This window comes from Citrobacter sp. Ce119 (genome assembly GCF_030334525.1).
In the GTDB taxonomy this organism is placed as follows: domain Bacteria; phylum Pseudomonadota; class Gammaproteobacteria; order Enterobacterales; family Enterobacteriaceae; genus Citrobacter; species Citrobacter europaeus.
Window position 1 is genome coordinate 322,077 of the sequence record NZ_JAOWDR010000059.1, and the last position, 16,884, is coordinate 338,960.

Sequence of the window (16,884 nt, forward strand, 5' to 3'; positions counted from 1 at the left end):
CCCTCTTTATTAGGCTGGATTAGGAATATCGATAAATGTTACGTCCAGATCGGTGTTTTCATTCAGCCACTCGCTTAAAGCGCGAATGCCGCCGCGTTCGGTCGCATGGTGACCGGCAGCATAAAAATGCAGCCCCTGCTCGCGGGCTGAGTGAATGGTTTGCTCTGAGACTTCACCGGTGATAAAGGCATCGACGCCAAATCGGGCTGCGCTATCAATAAAACTTTGACCGCCGCCTGTACACCAGGCGACGCGCTGAACTTTCTCCGGCCCGGTATCACCACACCATAACGGTTTACGGCCTAAACGCGCTTCAATCCACGATGCCAGCTCCAGTCCCGGAACCGGCATGGAGAGTTCCCCCCATGGCACCAACGGCTCGATTTCACCCATTACGGTAATCCCTAACAGCGCGGCCAACTGCGCGTTATTCCCCAGTTCCGGGTGGGCATCCAGCGGCAGGTGCCAGCCATACAGGTTGATATCATTTTCCAACAGCGTTTTCAGACGATGCCGCTTCATGCCGCGAATTACCGGAGATTCGCCTTTCCAGAAATAACCGTGATGAACGATGACCGCATCCGCCTCAAGGCGCACTGCCTCGTCCAGCAACGCCTGACTTGCGGTCACGCCGGTCACGATTTTATGCACCGTCTCTTTGCCCTCAACCTGCAAACCATTCGGCGCGTAGTCGCTAATGGCGGCGCTGTTCAGTTTGTCGTTGATCAGTTGTTCCAGTTCGGTGTTTTTCATCATCGTCCTCGTAGTCATAAATTCTGCTTGCTCAAACAGCTACACAGCTTAGGTTAAAATAGCGTCCTCGCCTGCGTTCGTCGATAGCCATTTCACTGACACATCAAGAAACAATCACACCTGCTTTGAACGTGATTTGCTTACCACTACGCGATCTAATTCATGTATATTTATGCAATCAGACAGCATATTGCAAAAATAATCAGATCTGTATCAAAGTTACAACTTTAAGGAAACACACTCGCGCAGCACGTTCAGCCTGTCGTGAGGCATTTACTTCGAGAAAATAATGAATAAACAAGCATCTCAACCACGGGCGATTTATTACGTCGTCGCGCTACAAATTTGGGAATACTTCAGTTTTTACGGTATGCGTGCGCTACTGATCCTGTATCTCACTAACCAGCTTAAGTACGACGATAATCACGCTTATGAACTGTTCAGCGCCTACTGCTCGCTGGTCTACGTCACGCCGATTCTTGGGGGATACCTGGCCGATAAAGTGCTCGGCAACCGGATGGCGGTAATGATAGGCGCATTTTTAATGGCGGTGGGGCATCTGGTATTGGGCGCCAGCGAAATGGCTCCAGCGTTCCTCTATTTGTCTCTGGCGATAATTGTCTGCGGCTATGGTCTGTTTAAATCCAACATCAGTTGCCTGCTGGGCGAATTGTATCAACCTGAAGATCCGCGCCGCGACGGTGGATTCTCTCTGCTCTACGCTGCCGGGAATATTGGTTCAATCATCGCGCCCATTGCCTGCGGCTACGTGCAGGAAGAGTACAGTTGGGCGATGGGTTTTGCGCTGGCCGCGATTGGTATGCTGGCGGGGCTGGTGATTTTCTTATGCGGTAATCGCCATTTCGCCCATACTACCGGTGTCAACAAGGCCGTCCTGTGTGCGAAAAAATATGTGCTGCCAAACTGGGCCTGGCTGTTAGTTCTGCTGGTTGCAGCACCGCTGCTGATTACTGTCCTGTTCTGGAAAGAGTGGTCCGTTTACGCCCTGATCGTTGCCACTGTTATTGGCCTCGCTGTTCTGGCAAAGATTTATCGCCAGGCGCAGACTCAGAAGCAGCGCAAAGAGCTGGGGCTTATCGTCACACTGACCTTCTTCAGCTTGTTGTTCTGGGCCTTTGCTCAACAGGGCGGAAGCTCGATCAGCCTGTATATCGACCGCTTCGTTAACCGCGATATTCTGGGGTATTCCGTCCCTACTGCGATGTTCCAGTCGGTTAACGCTTTTGCCGTGATGCTCTGCGGTATCGTGCTGGCCTGGGTGCTCAAAGAAAGCGTTGGCGGCAATCGTACCGTACGAATCTGGGGTAAATTTGCTCTCGGGCTCGGTTTAATGAGCGCAGGCTTCTGTATTCTGACCTTGAGCGCTCGCTGGTCCGCGGCTTACGGCCACTCTTCCATGCCGTTGATGGTACTGGGACTGGCGGTCATGGGCTTTGCCGAACTGTTTATTGACCCGGTGGCAATGTCGCAAATTACGCGTATTGAGATCCCTGGTGTAACCGGCGTGTTAACCGGCATTTATATGCTGCTTTCCGGCGCCATCGCCAACTACCTGGCAGGCGTTATCGCCGATCAGACCTCGCAAGGTTCGTTTGACGCTGCGGGCGCTATCAACTACTCCATCAATGCATACATTGATGTCTTTAGCGAAATTACCTGGGGCGCACTGGCCTGCGTGGTGCTGGTGCTGCTGATTTGGCTGTACCAGTCGCTGAAATTCAGAAACCGTGCGTTAGCGGTAGAGTCCTGAGTGTACAGGCCCGATGATGTGATAAGATTCGGGCCTGTTTTTTCAGGTAATTATGCATGAATGGCTGCGAGTTCCTCTTCAGTAAGACCTGTAACCAGTAGCACCATTTCGCGATCTATTTTCTGCTCCAACATTGTTTGCGCTATACGTAATGCGGCTTCTTGTTTACCCTGCTGTAATCCCTGCTGTAATCCCTGCTGTAATCCCTGCTGTAACCCTTCCTGTAATCCATCTAACCGTAACCGCTCTGCAATAGTCATCAGCCTCTCCTTATGTTGGGGGATCCGTTGCGCTATCTCCTGCATAAATTCATTAAAACGAGATTCGTCGCCAGATTGTAGGATGTAATTAAACATCGCCTGTAATTGCGTGTCATTAGCGCATCCAGTAAGGAGCAGCGTGGCCAGTTGCTCTACCAGCCCCAGCAAATTCCGCTGACGGATATGTTTTTGCATTAATTCCAGCAGCGCCATTCGTCTGTGAGCCATGATCTCATCATCGGGTACCACCGTTATGTCTACCAACGGAAATGCGCTGGAATAAAGCTGTCTTGCCGCCACGGGGTCGGCAAAGGCATCCAGCCAGCACAATGAGTGCGGATAGGGGCTTCGGCAGCCATGATAAAAGAGCATCGGTATCACTAGTGGCAGTTCCTTATGCCCTGCGTCCAGATGGCGCTGCATCGCCGCCATCGCATAACGCAACAGACGAAAAGCCATATGCGGCTCGGCTGAACTTTGATGCTCTATCACCACATAGACATAACCGTCACCGTTGCGTGTGTGCAAAGACCAGAGCACGTCGGAGTAGCGCGAACGTAAATCCGCTTCAATAAAACTTTCTGACTCCAGCTTCAGCGAATTCAAATCGCAAAGCGTCCGCAGTTCAGCTGGCAGGTGAATGTCGAGAAAATCCCGCGCGGTTTCGGGGTGATGTAAAAACGTTTTAAACACCGCATCGTGCGGTGTGGAGGTTGTTGGCATTGTCATCAAGTTCCATCACCTGAATGAAGATGACGGAACTTTACTGCCAGATAAAAGCATCTGCATCAGGGCATTAACAACCTTGCGCGCACGCTTCAGCGCTAAAAGCCCCAGACCGCAACACTTTCATTCTGCTGGAAGGCATTACGCAAAATCCACCATGCCTTTACTCTTTACGCGCCGTCTCATATGCCGCCAGCGTCGCCAGTCTGGCTTGTTTATGATCGACAATCTGACGAGGATAGTTAAGCGTCACCTGCGTTTTTTCAGCCCACGTCCACGGGTCATGAATAGCTTTACCCGGCACGTCGCGCAGTTCCGGCAGCCACTGGCGGATAAACTCACCGTCACGATCAAATTTTTCGCCCTGAGTTGTGGGGTTAAAGATACGGAAATACGGCGCAGCGTCGGTTCCGGTTGAGGCAGCCCACTGCCAGCCGCCGTTATTGGCCGCCAGGTCGCCATCTATCAGTTGCGACATAAAATACTGTTCGCCTTTACGCCAGTCGATCAGCAGGTCTTTCACCAAAAAACTGGCCGCAATCATGCGTAAACGATTATGCATCCAGCCCGTGGCGTTGAGCTGGCGCATCGCCGCATCCACAATCGGATACCCCGTTTTTCCCGTTTGCCAGGCCTGCAAATGCGCAGGGTTATTTTGCCATTGCACGCGTTCGGTCCAGCGGATAAAGGGTTGATGCCGACACAGCGCCGGATGGTAAGTCATCAGATGACGATAAAATTCACGCCAGATAAGCTCGTTCAGCCAGACGCTGCCAGCCCCGCCCTCAAGCGCCTGAGGTTGCTCTGTAAGCAGTCGATTCAGACACTGGCGCGGCGACAATCCTCCCGTCGCCAGGCTCGCAGATAATCGACTGGTGCCCTCAACCGCCGGGAAATCACGCAACTGCTCATATTCTCCCGCAGCCTGCAGGCAAAACTGGCGTAATTGCGCGATAGCCAATTTTTCTTCCGCCGCAAACAGCTGCGCATCAAAATCTTGCTGCGGGTAGCCCAGTGTTATAGGTGTTAACGGAGCATCAAGAGCGCCTTTTTCTCTCACCGTCGGCGCGCTAACGCATTCTGGAACACCGTCTTTAATCCGCTTCAGCCAGGCATTTTTAAACGGCGTAAAAACTTTATACATCTCGTGATTGCCGGTCATGACCGCCCCCGGAGGCAGGATCACGCTGTCGTCAAACCCTTCACACACCGCATGAGGTAATGACTTCTCGACGGCAGCATCACGCTGGCGTTCGTTAATTTCGTACTGATAGTTATAAAATAATCGGCTAACGCCATGCTCTGCGCAGACGTTTTTGACGATTTCCACGCTGCCCGCAAAATCGGCGACTTCATGAAACAAAAGCGGAATGCCTTTTTCTGCCAGCGCCGTTTGCAACGCATTTAGCTGGGCGCTGATAAATGCCGCCTGACGTGGGGCCATTTCGTGTGCCTTCCACTGTTCAGGCGTCGAGATATATAGCGCCAAAACCTGTGCAGAACGATCCCGACAAGCCGCCGCCAGCGCGAGGTTGTCATGCAGACGTAAATCACGTCGAAACCAGACCAGATGCGTGGTCATAATACTCCTGAAGAAAAAGACTTAACGCCCGTAGCGCAGACCCATTACCTCTGGCCAGGGATTGAAATAGCGCAGTCCTGAAAGATAAGCACCCGGCTATTGCGCCATATAGTGTTTGAGTAATGTTAATGGTGCAAGCAGCGGTTGGACCACAGTTACTGTCGCAGACTGAAAGTCACTCCTCTTGTCGGGGGGGTATCTGTCACCCTCTCCCCATTTCAGGCAATGCAGGTTCAAAATCACCCCACGACAAACAATCCCTGATGCCAACAGGGACTGTCTCGCTCATGACAACCCTTATCTCATTACTGAGTTAAGTGTAGCTATCATGAGCAAAAAGGGTTTTTAACGGTTATTCCCTCTCTTTCACCACCGTGGTCGCTTTCGGCGTGAAGGTGCCCATCAATTGGTTGAAATCGGCCAGATTCCAGACGATAACCTCTTTTAGTAGCAGAATAATTTGGCTGGGGTGGGTGAAAAACTTATTCAGTTCGCCAAAGCTGAGCTTTGCCCGCTGACCGTCAGGGCGCGTATAGATGACCATGCCCTCCGTCAGCACACGGCGGGTCCATTTCTCAATACGCTGACCGTCAAGAGAACCAGAAAACGCTGAAATCAATGCCATCACGTCAAAATCGCCATTTTTACCCCCAGAAAAAAGCATATTCAGATCGTTTGTTTCTGCATTTTTAAGCAGAGGTGCCAGGAAATCTTTCTGTAAATCAGCAATAAACGCCAGACGCTGCCAGGGCTCCAGTTGCACAACGGTAAGCGTCTTATCACCAACCATCACCTCTTTTGCTGTTGTCGTCATTTTAGTCATCCTTATATTAGTATCTGCAGGTCAATTATCTTTCCCGCAAAGCTTCATTTACTTTATTGAATGGTTTAATTAAATAGCGGGCGACCGTTTTACTACCGGTAACAATGTCAACGGAAGCCACCATACCTGGAGAAATAAACAATTTCTGCTGACGTTTATTAAGAAGATGATCGCGGTCGGTTCTAATTAAAACCCGGTAGTAAACTAAATCCGGCTTGCGTTCATCCTTAATAGTATCGGGAGAAATAGTCACTACCTTGCCATCCAGACCACCATAAATGGCATAGTCATAAGCGGTGATTTTAACTTTCGCCTTCTGGTCTGGATGAATAAACGCAATGTCACGCGGCAATATTTGCGCCTCAATCAGTAACGTGTCATCCAGTGGAACGATATGCATCAAAACACCGTTAGGCGGAATAACACCACCAACAGTATTATTTTGAATATCTTTCACGATGCCACGAACGGGTGAACGCAGCGTTGATTTAGCCACTAAGTCGGAGCGACCACGCAGAGCATGCTTTAGCGAGGCAATCTCCGCTGACACTTTTGCCAGTTCTTCGCGTGACCGCAAATAATAGTTACCGCGCAGCTCTTCCTCTTTCATATTCAAATCCACCAATTGACGTTTCAAACGAATAACATCAACGGTGCTGGAAGCGCCTTCCTGAGCCAGGCGGGAATTAATCGACAACTCATTGTTAATTAATCGACGCGCATCCTGAATATTTTTAATCGCATCAGCAAACTGTGTTTTACGTGAGGTATACAAGCGAGTTTCCGCCGTCATTAACTCAGGATACAGATCCAGCTCGTCAGAAAATACCAGTTCATTGTCATTCACTTCCGCATTCAGTCGCGCCTGCTGGGCCAGCATTGCGCGGTATTTAGCTTCAAATTCTTTCAGGCTGGAGGCGGTCCGCACGCTATCCAGTTGCGCCAATACTTCCCCCGCCTGGATAATTTGCCCCTCTTTAACATGAATGCGTTGCAGAATACCGCCATCCAGCGACTGAATAATCTGCTCTCGTGAACTGGGAATAACTTTTCCATTGCCTTTGGTGACTTCTTCAATGCTGAAAAATGAGGCCCACAATGCAAAAAGCAGCAAAAAAAATACTACGCAAAATACTATCCATTTCGCGCCACTGAGCGTCAGTTCGTTCTCATGATCCAGCGAGAGAGCATTGTCAATTACAGCATCCGAAGGATCTGATTTATGTTGCAGAAGAATGCGCCGGGTGAAGACAACACCGTCAGCAACCTGTCGCCACAAACCACGGATCCCCCTCTTGTTACCCTTGTTCATGCTTCAGCCTCCTGGGAATACTCACCAAAAAACTGCTCGCGAGGGGCGTCTATTACTATGCTTCCTTGCGACATAACGATGGTGCGCTCGATCAGTTCAAGCACTCTTTTTCGATGGGTAGCGATGATAACCGTCTTCCCGGCCATCCACGGTTTCATTCGACGGATAAACTCGGCTTCGGTCTCTTCATCCATTGCGGCTGTGGGTTCATCCAATAATACGATCTGCGGATCGCGGAGAATCAGACGACTGAGCAACAGCGCCTGCTGCTGTCCTCCCGACAAACCTATTCCGCCTTCGGCTATCAGATGATCCAGCCCATCCGCAAGCTGATTGATAAAAGTGAGCGCCCCTGTTTTCTCCAGCGCCGCTTCAAGCTCTTCATCGCTGGCAAGCGGCATTCCGAGCGCCAGATTTTCCCGAATTGAACCGTGAAACAAGCGTGAGCGTTGGGACAACAAACCGATGTCACGGTGTAAATCTCCGGGATCGAGGTTATCAAGCCGAATGTTGTCCAGCGTCGTTACGCCGTTAACACACAACATATTTCCTGCCAACGCATTCAATAGTGAAGATTTTCCGGAACCATTTCGTCCCAACAGAGCAATCTTCTCGCCGGCCTTAATCTCCAGATCGTCAATAGCGATCGCGTTCTGACGACTAGTGGTGTGATAACGAAACGCCGTATCCTTTAGCACAAAATGGCCACGTAAATAGGGTTTGTGTACCCGCCTGCCGCCACGGGCGTCATCCGTTGGTAATTTCATGATGCTGTCTAATCCGACAATGGCGACCTTTGTTTGCTGCCAGCGCGTCAGGATATTGGCGACCTGTGCGACAGGCGCCATCATCCGCGAACTGAGGATTGACGCGGCAACCAGCGCACCGGTAGACAATTCACCATTCATCGCCAAAGGCGTCCCCACAGCAACAACACAAACAAACACAGCGTTTTGAATCAGATAAGACCACGAGGTAAGTTTGTGCGTCAGGTGTTTGAGGTCCAGACTGCTGCTGGCCGTGGTTGCGGTATAATTCAACCATTGCTGTTGAAAACGATATTCCGCCTGCAGGGATTTCACATCATCCAGCCCTTGAATGCTTTCGACTAGCATCGCGCTACGCAGGTTTGATTCACGCATTGCACTACGCGCCAGCAATGCGAGTTTTTTCTGACATAAAAAACCCGGCAGCACCATCAGGATCATTCCAGCCAACGGGACCAGAAACAGAATGCCTCCCAACAGATAGATCACCACTAAGAACAGAAAGAAAAAGGGTAGATCGGCCATCGCAACCACGGTCGTGGAGGTAATCATCTCCCGGATCTGATCCAATTCACGCACCTGCGAAATAAATGTTCCGGTAGACTGCGGACGATGGGCGGAATGAATACGCAATACGCGACCAAACACCCGATCGGCAATACGCAGGTCTGCTCGTTTACCCACGATATCAATAATGCTATAGCGCATCAGGCGTAATATCAGATCAAAAACAAACGCTAATATAACGCCAGAAAAAAGCACCCACAGCGTAGGCCAGGACTGCGCTGGAATAATACGGTCATAGGTCTGCATTGAGTAGGTAATCCCAGCCAGACCTAGAATATTTATAAAAAGTGACCCCAGAATAACGTAATAATAGGGACGCATGTCCTGAAAAATAATCTGCCACGCCCAATGTTTTTCCACAGGGCGGATATAGTCATCGACGCGCGGATCTGCCGAATTAGTTAACGGTCGCAGCAATATCACACGCAGGCCGGCCTCGAGAAGCTCCTCACGGGTGAAGGTCGTCAACAACCCTTGTTCGTCAACGTAGGCGCAAGTAACGTTTTGGTTATTTTCAATATTTTTAACCAACGCAAAGCGTCCATCACGCATTTCGATAACCACAGGCAACAGCCAGGTGCTGAACTGGAATTGCGTCACTGGCGTGCACTTCATCAGCAGTCCAGCTTGTCTGGCCATCGTTTTTAATACATCTTCTTTCTTACACTCCTGGTACCACTGCGAGGCAACTAAAATATTCTGTTCTGAAATATCAAGACGATAATGATGGGCAATCTGTACAATGGCTTCTTGCCACAACTGGAAATAATAATATTCAACGTCTTTGTCTTTAATTGTACAAGACATATCAACGGTACTGGATGATGTCATTCCATTGAGCCTCTTATTGAGAAAAATAACGCACCAGACTTCCGGAATAATAGAGACATTCAATTGACAGCGACGACACGGTAAATTGGCTGTTTAATATATCCATTCTGGTTTGATGAATTTCAGATTCGGCGCTAAGTAAATCGGAAAATGAACGATTACCCAGTTCCAGATATTGTAATTTATAGAGGTCACGCGTGCGGATAGCCTCTTTCTCCCGTACTTGCTTAGCCTTCATACTTTCATACAGGCTGGAAATCTGGCTGGTCGACTCGACAATTTTACGCCGGGCCTCCGTCTTTTCGGTATCCAGATTAAATTGTGACGCGAGCAACGCCTGTTCCGCCTGTTGAGTACGCGATATACGTGCCCCGCCTTCATACAGTGGCGCACTCACGTTAACAAAGATCCCCCACTCGCCCTTTTTAGCCCGATTCCCACGATTATCGTTCTGGTTTTCCAGCTCATATTCCCAGACTGGGTTAAGTGAAATCGTCGGATAATATTCCGCTTTAAAGGCATTAACCTGCTGTTTCGCCATCTTAATTTGCGCCTGCGCCAGTTCGATAGCAGGCGAGGTTAACTCTTCGATATCAACACGATGGCAAGCTGTGTCCATCGTCTGCGGCATGTGCATATTCAGGGCAGTAGAAACAGAAGCGTTGGTGACGATATCCAGGTTCGCATTCCAACGTCGGGCTTGCGCCTCATAATCATGTTGCAGGGCAATAGCGGCTGCCAGCCGGACCTTCGACTGGGAATAGTCAGATTCCGCGCTAGCCCCTAATGAGGCTCTTTTTTCAGCCAGACGGTTAATAAGCTGGAGACCTGCAACCTGTCCCTGGGCAATTTCAGTTAACTGCTGATAACGAATTGCCTGGGTAAAACTGGTCGCCGTCTCATAAGCAATATCATTAATACTTTTCTCAAGGTTAGACCCCGAACGCTGTGTCGTCGCATCCGCGAGATCGACTTTGCTGGCGATTTTCCCAAAATCAAACAGCGTCTGGCTGGCGTTCAGCGCTAACGTATTCGATTTGCTATCTTCTCGCCTGTAATTATCCTGCTCGAGGCCGGATTTTACTCTGGCGCTAAGAGAGGGATACCACCCGGCCTTCGCTTCATTGACTGACTCTTTACTCTGCACATATTCGCGCTCTGCACGTTTAATCACCGGATGCCAGCCCATTGCCAGTTGCACCGCCTCGGCAAGCGTTATGTCATGCCCTTTAACCGGTACACCGGAAGAAGCCACTGCGGTTTTTTGTCTTTCACCACTACGTTTTTCCACGGCCCCTACCGCAGGGCGAAACAGAGGCTCCGGTTGGGTTTCTGACGTATTGGGTTCTGCAGCATCCTCAAATATAACGGGCCATGTCGCCACCTGCGCACTATGACTTTTGAATACACATGACGTGACGATCGCCAACAGCAATGCCGCTCGCGGTAAATGGCGAGTTTCCATGAATGTTGTTTCCCTTATTCAGTACGAATTGAGTAACCGCAAGGTATTGCGTGTTCCATTAGTTGAAACACGCATACCTTTTATTACGCAGCGACAGGAAGTGACGAGTGCATGTCATCCATTGCTGAGGCTGTGTGATAATGAGTTACTGAAGACGAACTGGACTCTGGTGCGGACTGGATCTTATTCGTTAAAGATTCCGGGAGCAGTTTGCTTAAGTTAATGTCGCCGCTGCTGGCGTCAGATTTCAGTAATGCGCTGACGACCTTTGCAGCGTCAGATTGTTGATCGTGAAGTATCTTGTCCATTAATTTATGCAATTCACTGCCATCGCCATTTTTAACGCTATCGCCTTTAAATGAGTTATAGATATCCTTAATCAACTGGAAGGAATCCTTAAGCCACTCACCAGGTAATTTAATGATATCCTTGATAATATTAAAAGCATCCTTCGCCAGATCGGTAATCGTTGACAGCAATTTTTGAATCGACTCAACGGGATGACTGATGAATTCCTTAATTTTATCAAGGACTGGCGTGAGCAGTTTATCGATTGGATTTTTAATAAAGCCATCAAATAGCGTTTTCAGAACATTAGTTATCGCTTCTTTAGCGACACTGAGTTCACTCTTGATTTTATCACTAATTATCCCGGCATATTTAGTGATAGCATCAGTGAAGAAATCAATAATTTTTGTCGGTAACGACATCACCAAATCGGCTATGCTTTTTACGATATTACCTGCGGTCTTAGAAATCACTTCACCAACCAGAGCGTTCCATTTGAGCGGATTGACCCAATCAGTCAGACTCATACCTTTTAAAGCATCGGCGATATTTTTACCCACATTCGAAACGAGGTTCTCGAACCCTGTTTTAATCGCCGAGACCGTTTCACCGATAGCTTCAGCAATCTTCTGTCCGGTAACTTTCAGTATATCTTTAATAAATTCAATTGGTTTATTGATGAAGATCTCGACTAAAGCTTTTTCTATTGTTTTGATCGCTTTTACGGCAGAGACAACTTTTTCACCCAGGACTTCACTAACGGTTTTAAATCCGGCGGTAATCTCAGAAATGACATTACTGAGAAATGCCAGTGATTTTGAATTCGCAATCGTCGTCCAGACGCTGTTAACCGAATCAACCAGGCTCTTGATAAAGGCCTGTACGGACTCAACAAACGTTTTGTTATCATCAACTTGCAGGCCTTTATCAATCGGTTTCACATCAGGCATATCAAGCGGCGTAACGTTCTGCGGTTTTATCGCAGGATCAATCGCAGGATTGAGCTTATTAATATCAGCATTCGCCTTTGTCGCTGCGGCATTAGCTGCTTCTGTAGCCTGACGCGCCGCCTCCAGGCTTTTATTTGCCGCAGCGATAGCCTTATTCACTTCATCAACGCGATCAAGCTGATTGTTTTTCAGGACTTCTTCTTTCAACGCAAGGGCAGAGGCCAGTTTCTCTGCGGCCTGCGACTTCTGCGCTACCGCCTGTTTCACCGCTTCGTTTGCCGCGTCAACGGCCATACGCGCCGCATTCAGATCCAGCAGACTTTGCTCCGCCTGAGCAACAGAGTCAGCCAGCGCTGTACTCTCCATACTGAACGAAGCGTATTGTTCCTGTAAATCCTTCAGACGCGCAGCGGCATTATCTACGTTAAACCCCTGCACTTTCGCGTTCGCAATTAGCTGCGATAATTGCTCAATCTGTGTATACAGTTTACCCAGCGAGGCATCGGCAGCGGTCAACTTAGCTTTCGATACTTCTATGGCGCTCTGAGCTGGCTGTTTGTTGGCAATCGTGGCTGCATCACTGGCAGATTGATAGTCAAGTTTGACCTGTCCGGCAATAGCTTGCGCACTTTCATCGATTAAGGCGATCGCCGTTTTGACCAGTTCAGCCGCTTTGTCGATGGCGTTTTTCGCACTGGTCGCATCCTCTGCCGCCTGTTTTTGGATTTTTTCTGCCGCAGTAGTATCAATCCCTTTGGCTTTTGCCGCATCAACCGCCGTTTTCAGCGTTGTATTGGCCTTATTCATTGCATCCATCGCGGTTTTCACCGCCGCGCTTGCCTCCTCAACCGCTTTGATAGTTGCAACTGACGGATTAGCCTGCATCGCTTTCACCGCTTCAGCCAGCGTCTTTTGCGCATTGATAAACGTGTTGTCTTTATTCACAACATCTTTTTGCGCATCGCTTAATGCCTGCTTTTCTTTGCTGTCACTGGATTTGTTATCGTGCGAATTACCATCATCCTTGTTGTTATAAATGGCGATACCAATACCTGCGGCGGCAGCGACCAGCAGTGGCACCAGCCAGACGGCTGTATTCATTTCCCCACTATCAGTATTTTCATCTACTGCTTGTTTTACCGGGAAGAAAGCCAGCCCAGCAAAATTTTCGGCATTATATTTTGCTTCATACGCTTTTCCACCATCCTCAAGAATCAGCTTATTTTTTAAAGTGCCGTCCGTTTTAAAGAAATCTTCAATTGTTATCTTCGACCCGTTTTTCTCCACCAAAACAAGATTGTTACCCTCTTTCTGTGACCCGCTAATCATCTCCTTTGCCACAGTAATTTTAACCGTCGTTCCTGGTTGAATAATTTTAACGTGATTTCCCCCAGCAGGCACAGACGTACTTTTCCCAGATGCGGTAATGATTGCCATTTTCTGCATATGCAGCCTCCCTTTATCCATTTTTAATTTCGTAAAAAGCAAAAATGGCCCGATTAAAGACCGATAAAAATGTTAACGTAATAAATCGATAAATAATATACGTGAATTATTAAATAAGAAATCATTCAAAATACGAAACAAATCTCAACAGGCACCATTATCTTTCAAAGAGTTACATAAACATCCTTTTAAGACTAATCCTGGATTCACTGCAAAATCAACCACCAAAAGTCTACGCCTGGATTATCTCAACATGCTTATCACTGGAATAATTTAGTAGGTTTATTGTAATCTGCAAATGCTGATAAAATTTATCTATGGATGGGGTAATTTATGAATAAAAAGACTACAAACACAATTATAATAGTTGGAACATGCCAGTATACATCGCTGGGCATTGCCTCGCTTCTTGACTGTTTCTTTTACAGTAAAATTGTTTTTTATCGACGTTTCAGTGAGATCAAAGAAAACAGCAATGAGTTACTCACGATTGCTGCGATAGATGAGAAAGATATCATCTATGATGACATTTTTTATCTGAAGAATAGAATGTTGAAAAGTGGCGCTAAAAACTTAATCATCCTCAGCGATCTGATAATGATGAATGTCCTTTATTCTGTGTTTAACATCTCATGCTTATACCTGCCACGAAATATAACTTTAAAGGAACTTCATCCGGTAATCGTAAACACGTTACTGCACAATAATGATGAAGAAAGCTATGGGTTGAAACCTCAGCTAACCGGACTCGAGTCGCAAATTCTGATGATGCTTTCCGAGGGCTTTACGGTTTCAGAAATCTCGAAAATTAAAAATAAAAACTGCAAAACCATCAGTAGTCACAAATGTAACCTGATGAAGAAAATGGGAATGCCTAATACCCCAAAGTCCGTCTCGGTACTTTCACTGTATCTGAAGTCCATCCGCATGCCGGACAGCAGACAACCAACGGCTTCTCCCCTCTCGCTCAGAGAACGCCGCAGCAACTATCTCTAGTTTCAGTGCACAAAAAAGCCGCTGATATCAGCGGCTTTTTGGGCTTCGCAAACTGTCAGTAGAAATCGCAGCTAACTTTTTCAGCCTGTTCCATCCACACCGGTTTATCACTGGTTTTGGACCAGACGCGATGCAGATAGCTGTAAAAACGGGCGCGGTCTTTCCAGAACAGCATGACCGGTAGCGCCAGCACGCCCGCCACAACGGCAAAGGTACGGCGTAAGAAAACAATGTGTGCTGGATACTCTTTATAAAGGTCCATAATCCTCTCCCATATATCTGTTCGGTGAATGGCACCAGAAAAATAAACTTGGTTAACTGATGAAAATAATACCGCCTTGTGTGTAATTTTGCTACTCATCCGACCACTTATTTTTGTCTATTGATGCTCCGTTTAGCTTAAAATCGTAATTAAGTTACATAAAAGTTAAATTAATACTAACCATTAGTTAAATAATGGTCTTTGCCATTTTTATACTTTTTTTACACCCCGCCCGCTGATTTTTGCGAAATCTTTGCAAGCAAAAATCTACGCTCTGGTTATCACATTTATGCCACTGGAGGTGCACTGTGAGTGCAGGCGTGATAACCGGCATTGTGCTGGTCATTTTCTTATTAGGTTATCTGGTGTATGCCCTGATTAATGCGGAGGCGTTCTGATGGCGGCACAAGGATTTTTACTCATTGCCAGTTTCTTGCTGGTGCTGTTTGTCATTGCCAGACCGCTGGGGTTTGGGCTGGCTCGACTCATCAATAATACGTCCCTGCCAGGCCTCGCTGGCGTGGAGAGTTGGCTCTGGCGTGGTCTGGGCATCTCGCAGCAGGAGATGAACTGGCGGCAGTATCTGCTGGCAATCCTCGCGCTCAATGTGCTGGGTCTGCTGGTCCTGTTTTCGATGCTGATGGCGCAAAATCTGCTGCCGCTCAACCCTCAGCAGCTACCGGGGCTTTCATGGGATCTGGCGCTCAACACGGCGGTGAGTTTTGTCACTAATACCAACTGGCAATCCTATGCTGGCGAAACCACCTTAAGCTATTTCAGCCAGATGGCCGGGTTGACCGTGCAGAACTTCCTGTCAGCGGCGACCGGGATAGCGGTGATTTTTGCCCTGACCCGCGCCTTTTCGCGCCAGAGTATCAACACGCTGGGCAACGCATGGGTCGATCTGGTTCGCATTACGCTGTGGATCCTGGTCCCTGTTGCGTTACTCATTGCGCTGTTCTTCATTCAGCAAGGCACGTTGCAAAACGTATTGCCCTATCAGCCCATCACTACTCTCGAAGGGGTAAAACAACTGCTGCCGATGGGGCCTGTCGCTTCCCAGGAAGCTATTAAGATGCTTGGCACTAACGGGGGCGGTTTCTTTAATGCCAACTCATCGCATCCGTTTGAAAACCCTACCGCATTGACCAACCTGGTGCAGATGCTGGCTATTTTCTTAATTCCCACCGCGCTGTGTTTTGCCTTTGGTGATGTGGTGGGCGATCGTCGCCAGGGCCGGACCCTGCTGTGGGCTATGTCGGTGATTTTTGTGGTCTGTGTGGCCGTAGTAATGTGGGCTGAAGTTCAGGGCAACCCGCACCTGATGACATTCGGTGCAGACAGCAATATCAACATGGAAGGCAAAGAGAGCCGCTTTGGCGTGCTGGCCACGAGTCTGTTTGCCGTCGTCACGACAGCCGCCTCCTGCGGCGCTGTCGATGCGATGCATGACTCCTTTACCGCACTGGGTGGGATGGTGCCGATGTGGCTAATGCAGATTGGCGAAGTCGTCTTCGGCGGAGTCGGCTCAGGTCTGTACGGCATGCTGCTGTTTGTGCTACTGGCGGTATTTATCGCCGGGCTGATGATTGGTCGTACGCCGGAGTATCTGGGTAAGAAAATCGACGTGCGCGAAATGAAAATGACCGCGCTGGCGATTCTGGTCACCCCTGCGCTGGTACTGCTCGGTACGGCGATCGCCATGATGAGCGATGCCGGGCGCAGCGCCATGCTTAACCCAGGTCCACACGGCTTTAGTGAAGTGTTGTATGCCGTGTCGTCTGCTTCCAACAACAACGGTAGCGCCTTTGCCGGATTAAGCGCCAATAGCCCGTTCTGGAACTGCCTGCTGGCTCTGTGCATGTTCTTCGGTCGCTTTGGCGTGATCGTTCCCGTGATGGCTATCGCCGGGTCGCTGGTCAGTAAAAAGATCCAGCCAGCAAGCCCGGGCACGCTACCTACCCACGGCGCACTGTTTGTCGGGTTGTTAATCGGTACGGTGTTACTGGTTGGCGCTCTCACCTTTGTTCCTGCCCTGGCGCTTGGTCCGGTCGCAGAATACCTGTCATTACACTGAGTGATGCG

The 16,884-nt window shown here is 48.8% G+C and carries 13 protein-coding genes and 1 pseudogene; 4 read left to right on the plus strand and 10 right to left on the minus strand.

Going from position 1 to position 16,884, the window contains the following annotated elements; genetic code table 11:
* Positions 1–9: 9 nt before the first annotated feature.
* A complete protein-coding gene (ybgI, locus tag OGV80_RS18580) occupies positions 10–753 on the minus strand; it encodes a radiation resistance protein YbgI (RefSeq protein ID WP_043015609.1) in 744 nt (247 codons plus the stop codon).
* 289 nt (positions 754–1,042) lie between these two features.
* Between ybgI and dtpD the strand changes: the two genes are divergently transcribed.
* Positions 1,043–2,524 carry a dipeptide permease DtpD gene (dtpD, locus tag OGV80_RS18585; RefSeq protein ID WP_087053014.1) on the plus strand — a complete coding sequence of 494 codons (1,482 nt, stop codon included), beginning with the start codon at positions 1,043–1,045 and terminating at the stop codon, positions 2,522–2,524.
* Between the two features lie 50 nt (positions 2,525–2,574).
* Here the strand turns inward: dtpD and OGV80_RS18590 are convergent, their stop codons facing one another.
* From OGV80_RS18590 to OGV80_RS18625, 8 genes and pseudogenes are all read right to left on the minus strand, one after another.
* Complete coding sequence (locus tag OGV80_RS18590) at positions 2,575–3,513, minus strand: Rpn family recombination-promoting nuclease/putative transposase (protein WP_286515485.1); 939 nt, start codon at positions 3,511–3,513, stop codon at positions 2,575–2,577.
* 160 nt (positions 3,514–3,673) lie between these two features.
* A complete protein-coding gene (gene phrB, locus OGV80_RS18595; RefSeq protein ID WP_087053016.1) occupies positions 3,674–5,092 on the minus strand; it encodes a deoxyribodipyrimidine photo-lyase in 1,419 nt (472 codons plus the stop codon).
* A gap of 21 nt (positions 5,093–5,113) precedes the next feature.
* Positions 5,114–5,239 (minus strand): annotated as a pseudogene (locus tag OGV80_RS18600) (DUF1722 domain-containing protein); the annotation flags it as partial.
* Between the two features lie 205 nt (positions 5,240–5,444).
* Positions 5,445–5,906, minus strand: coding sequence for a phage tail assembly chaperone (locus OGV80_RS18605; RefSeq protein WP_087053017.1), 462 nt, complete (start codon positions 5,904–5,906; stop codon positions 5,445–5,447).
* A 34-nt stretch (positions 5,907–5,940) separates the two neighbouring features.
* Positions 5,941–7,227 (minus strand): beta-barrel domain-containing protein, encoded by a 1,287-nt coding sequence (locus OGV80_RS18610; protein WP_087053018.1) that lies wholly within the window; start codon positions 7,225–7,227, stop codon positions 5,941–5,943.
* Complete coding sequence (locus OGV80_RS18615) at positions 7,224–9,392, minus strand: type I secretion system permease/ATPase (protein ID WP_236019715.1); 2,169 nt, start codon at positions 9,390–9,392, stop codon at positions 7,224–7,226. Before OGV80_RS18615 ends, OGV80_RS18610 begins: the two co-directional genes overlap by 4 nt.
* Before the next feature lie 13 nt (positions 9,393–9,405).
* Positions 9,406–10,857 carry a TolC family protein gene (locus tag OGV80_RS18620; protein ID WP_087053019.1) on the minus strand — a complete coding sequence of 484 codons (1,452 nt, stop codon included), beginning with the start codon at positions 10,855–10,857 and terminating at the stop codon, positions 9,406–9,408.
* Between the two features lie 83 nt (positions 10,858–10,940).
* Positions 10,941–13,541 (minus strand): BapA/Bap/LapF family prefix-like domain-containing protein, encoded by a 2,601-nt coding sequence (locus OGV80_RS18625; RefSeq protein WP_087053020.1) that lies wholly within the window; start codon positions 13,539–13,541, stop codon positions 10,941–10,943.
* Positions 13,542–13,874: 333 nt separating this feature from the next.
* Here OGV80_RS18625 and OGV80_RS18630 point away from each other — a divergent pair, with 333 nt between their 5' ends.
* The gene (locus OGV80_RS18630; protein ID WP_043015602.1) at positions 13,875–14,537 is read left to right on the plus strand and encodes a LuxR C-terminal-related transcriptional regulator; all 663 of its coding nucleotides are present in this window, start codon (positions 13,875–13,877) and stop codon (positions 14,535–14,537) included.
* Positions 14,538–14,592: 55 nt separating this feature from the next.
* Here the strand turns inward: OGV80_RS18630 and OGV80_RS18635 are convergent, their stop codons facing one another.
* Complete coding sequence (locus OGV80_RS18635; protein WP_043015600.1) at positions 14,593–14,799, minus strand: YbfA family protein; 207 nt, start codon at positions 14,797–14,799, stop codon at positions 14,593–14,595.
* Positions 14,800–15,107: 308 nt separating this feature from the next.
* Here OGV80_RS18635 and kdpF point away from each other — a divergent pair, with 308 nt between their 5' ends.
* On the plus strand, positions 15,108–15,197 hold the full coding sequence (kdpF, locus tag OGV80_RS18640; protein ID WP_072033319.1) for a K(+)-transporting ATPase subunit F: 90 nt from the start codon (positions 15,108–15,110) through the stop codon (positions 15,195–15,197).
* Entirely contained in the window at positions 15,197–16,876 is a 1,680-nt protein-coding gene (kdpA, locus tag OGV80_RS18645) for a potassium-transporting ATPase subunit KdpA (RefSeq protein ID WP_087053021.1), read from the plus strand. Before kdpF ends, kdpA begins: the two co-directional genes overlap by 1 nt.
* Positions 16,877–16,884: the final 8 nt, after the last annotated feature.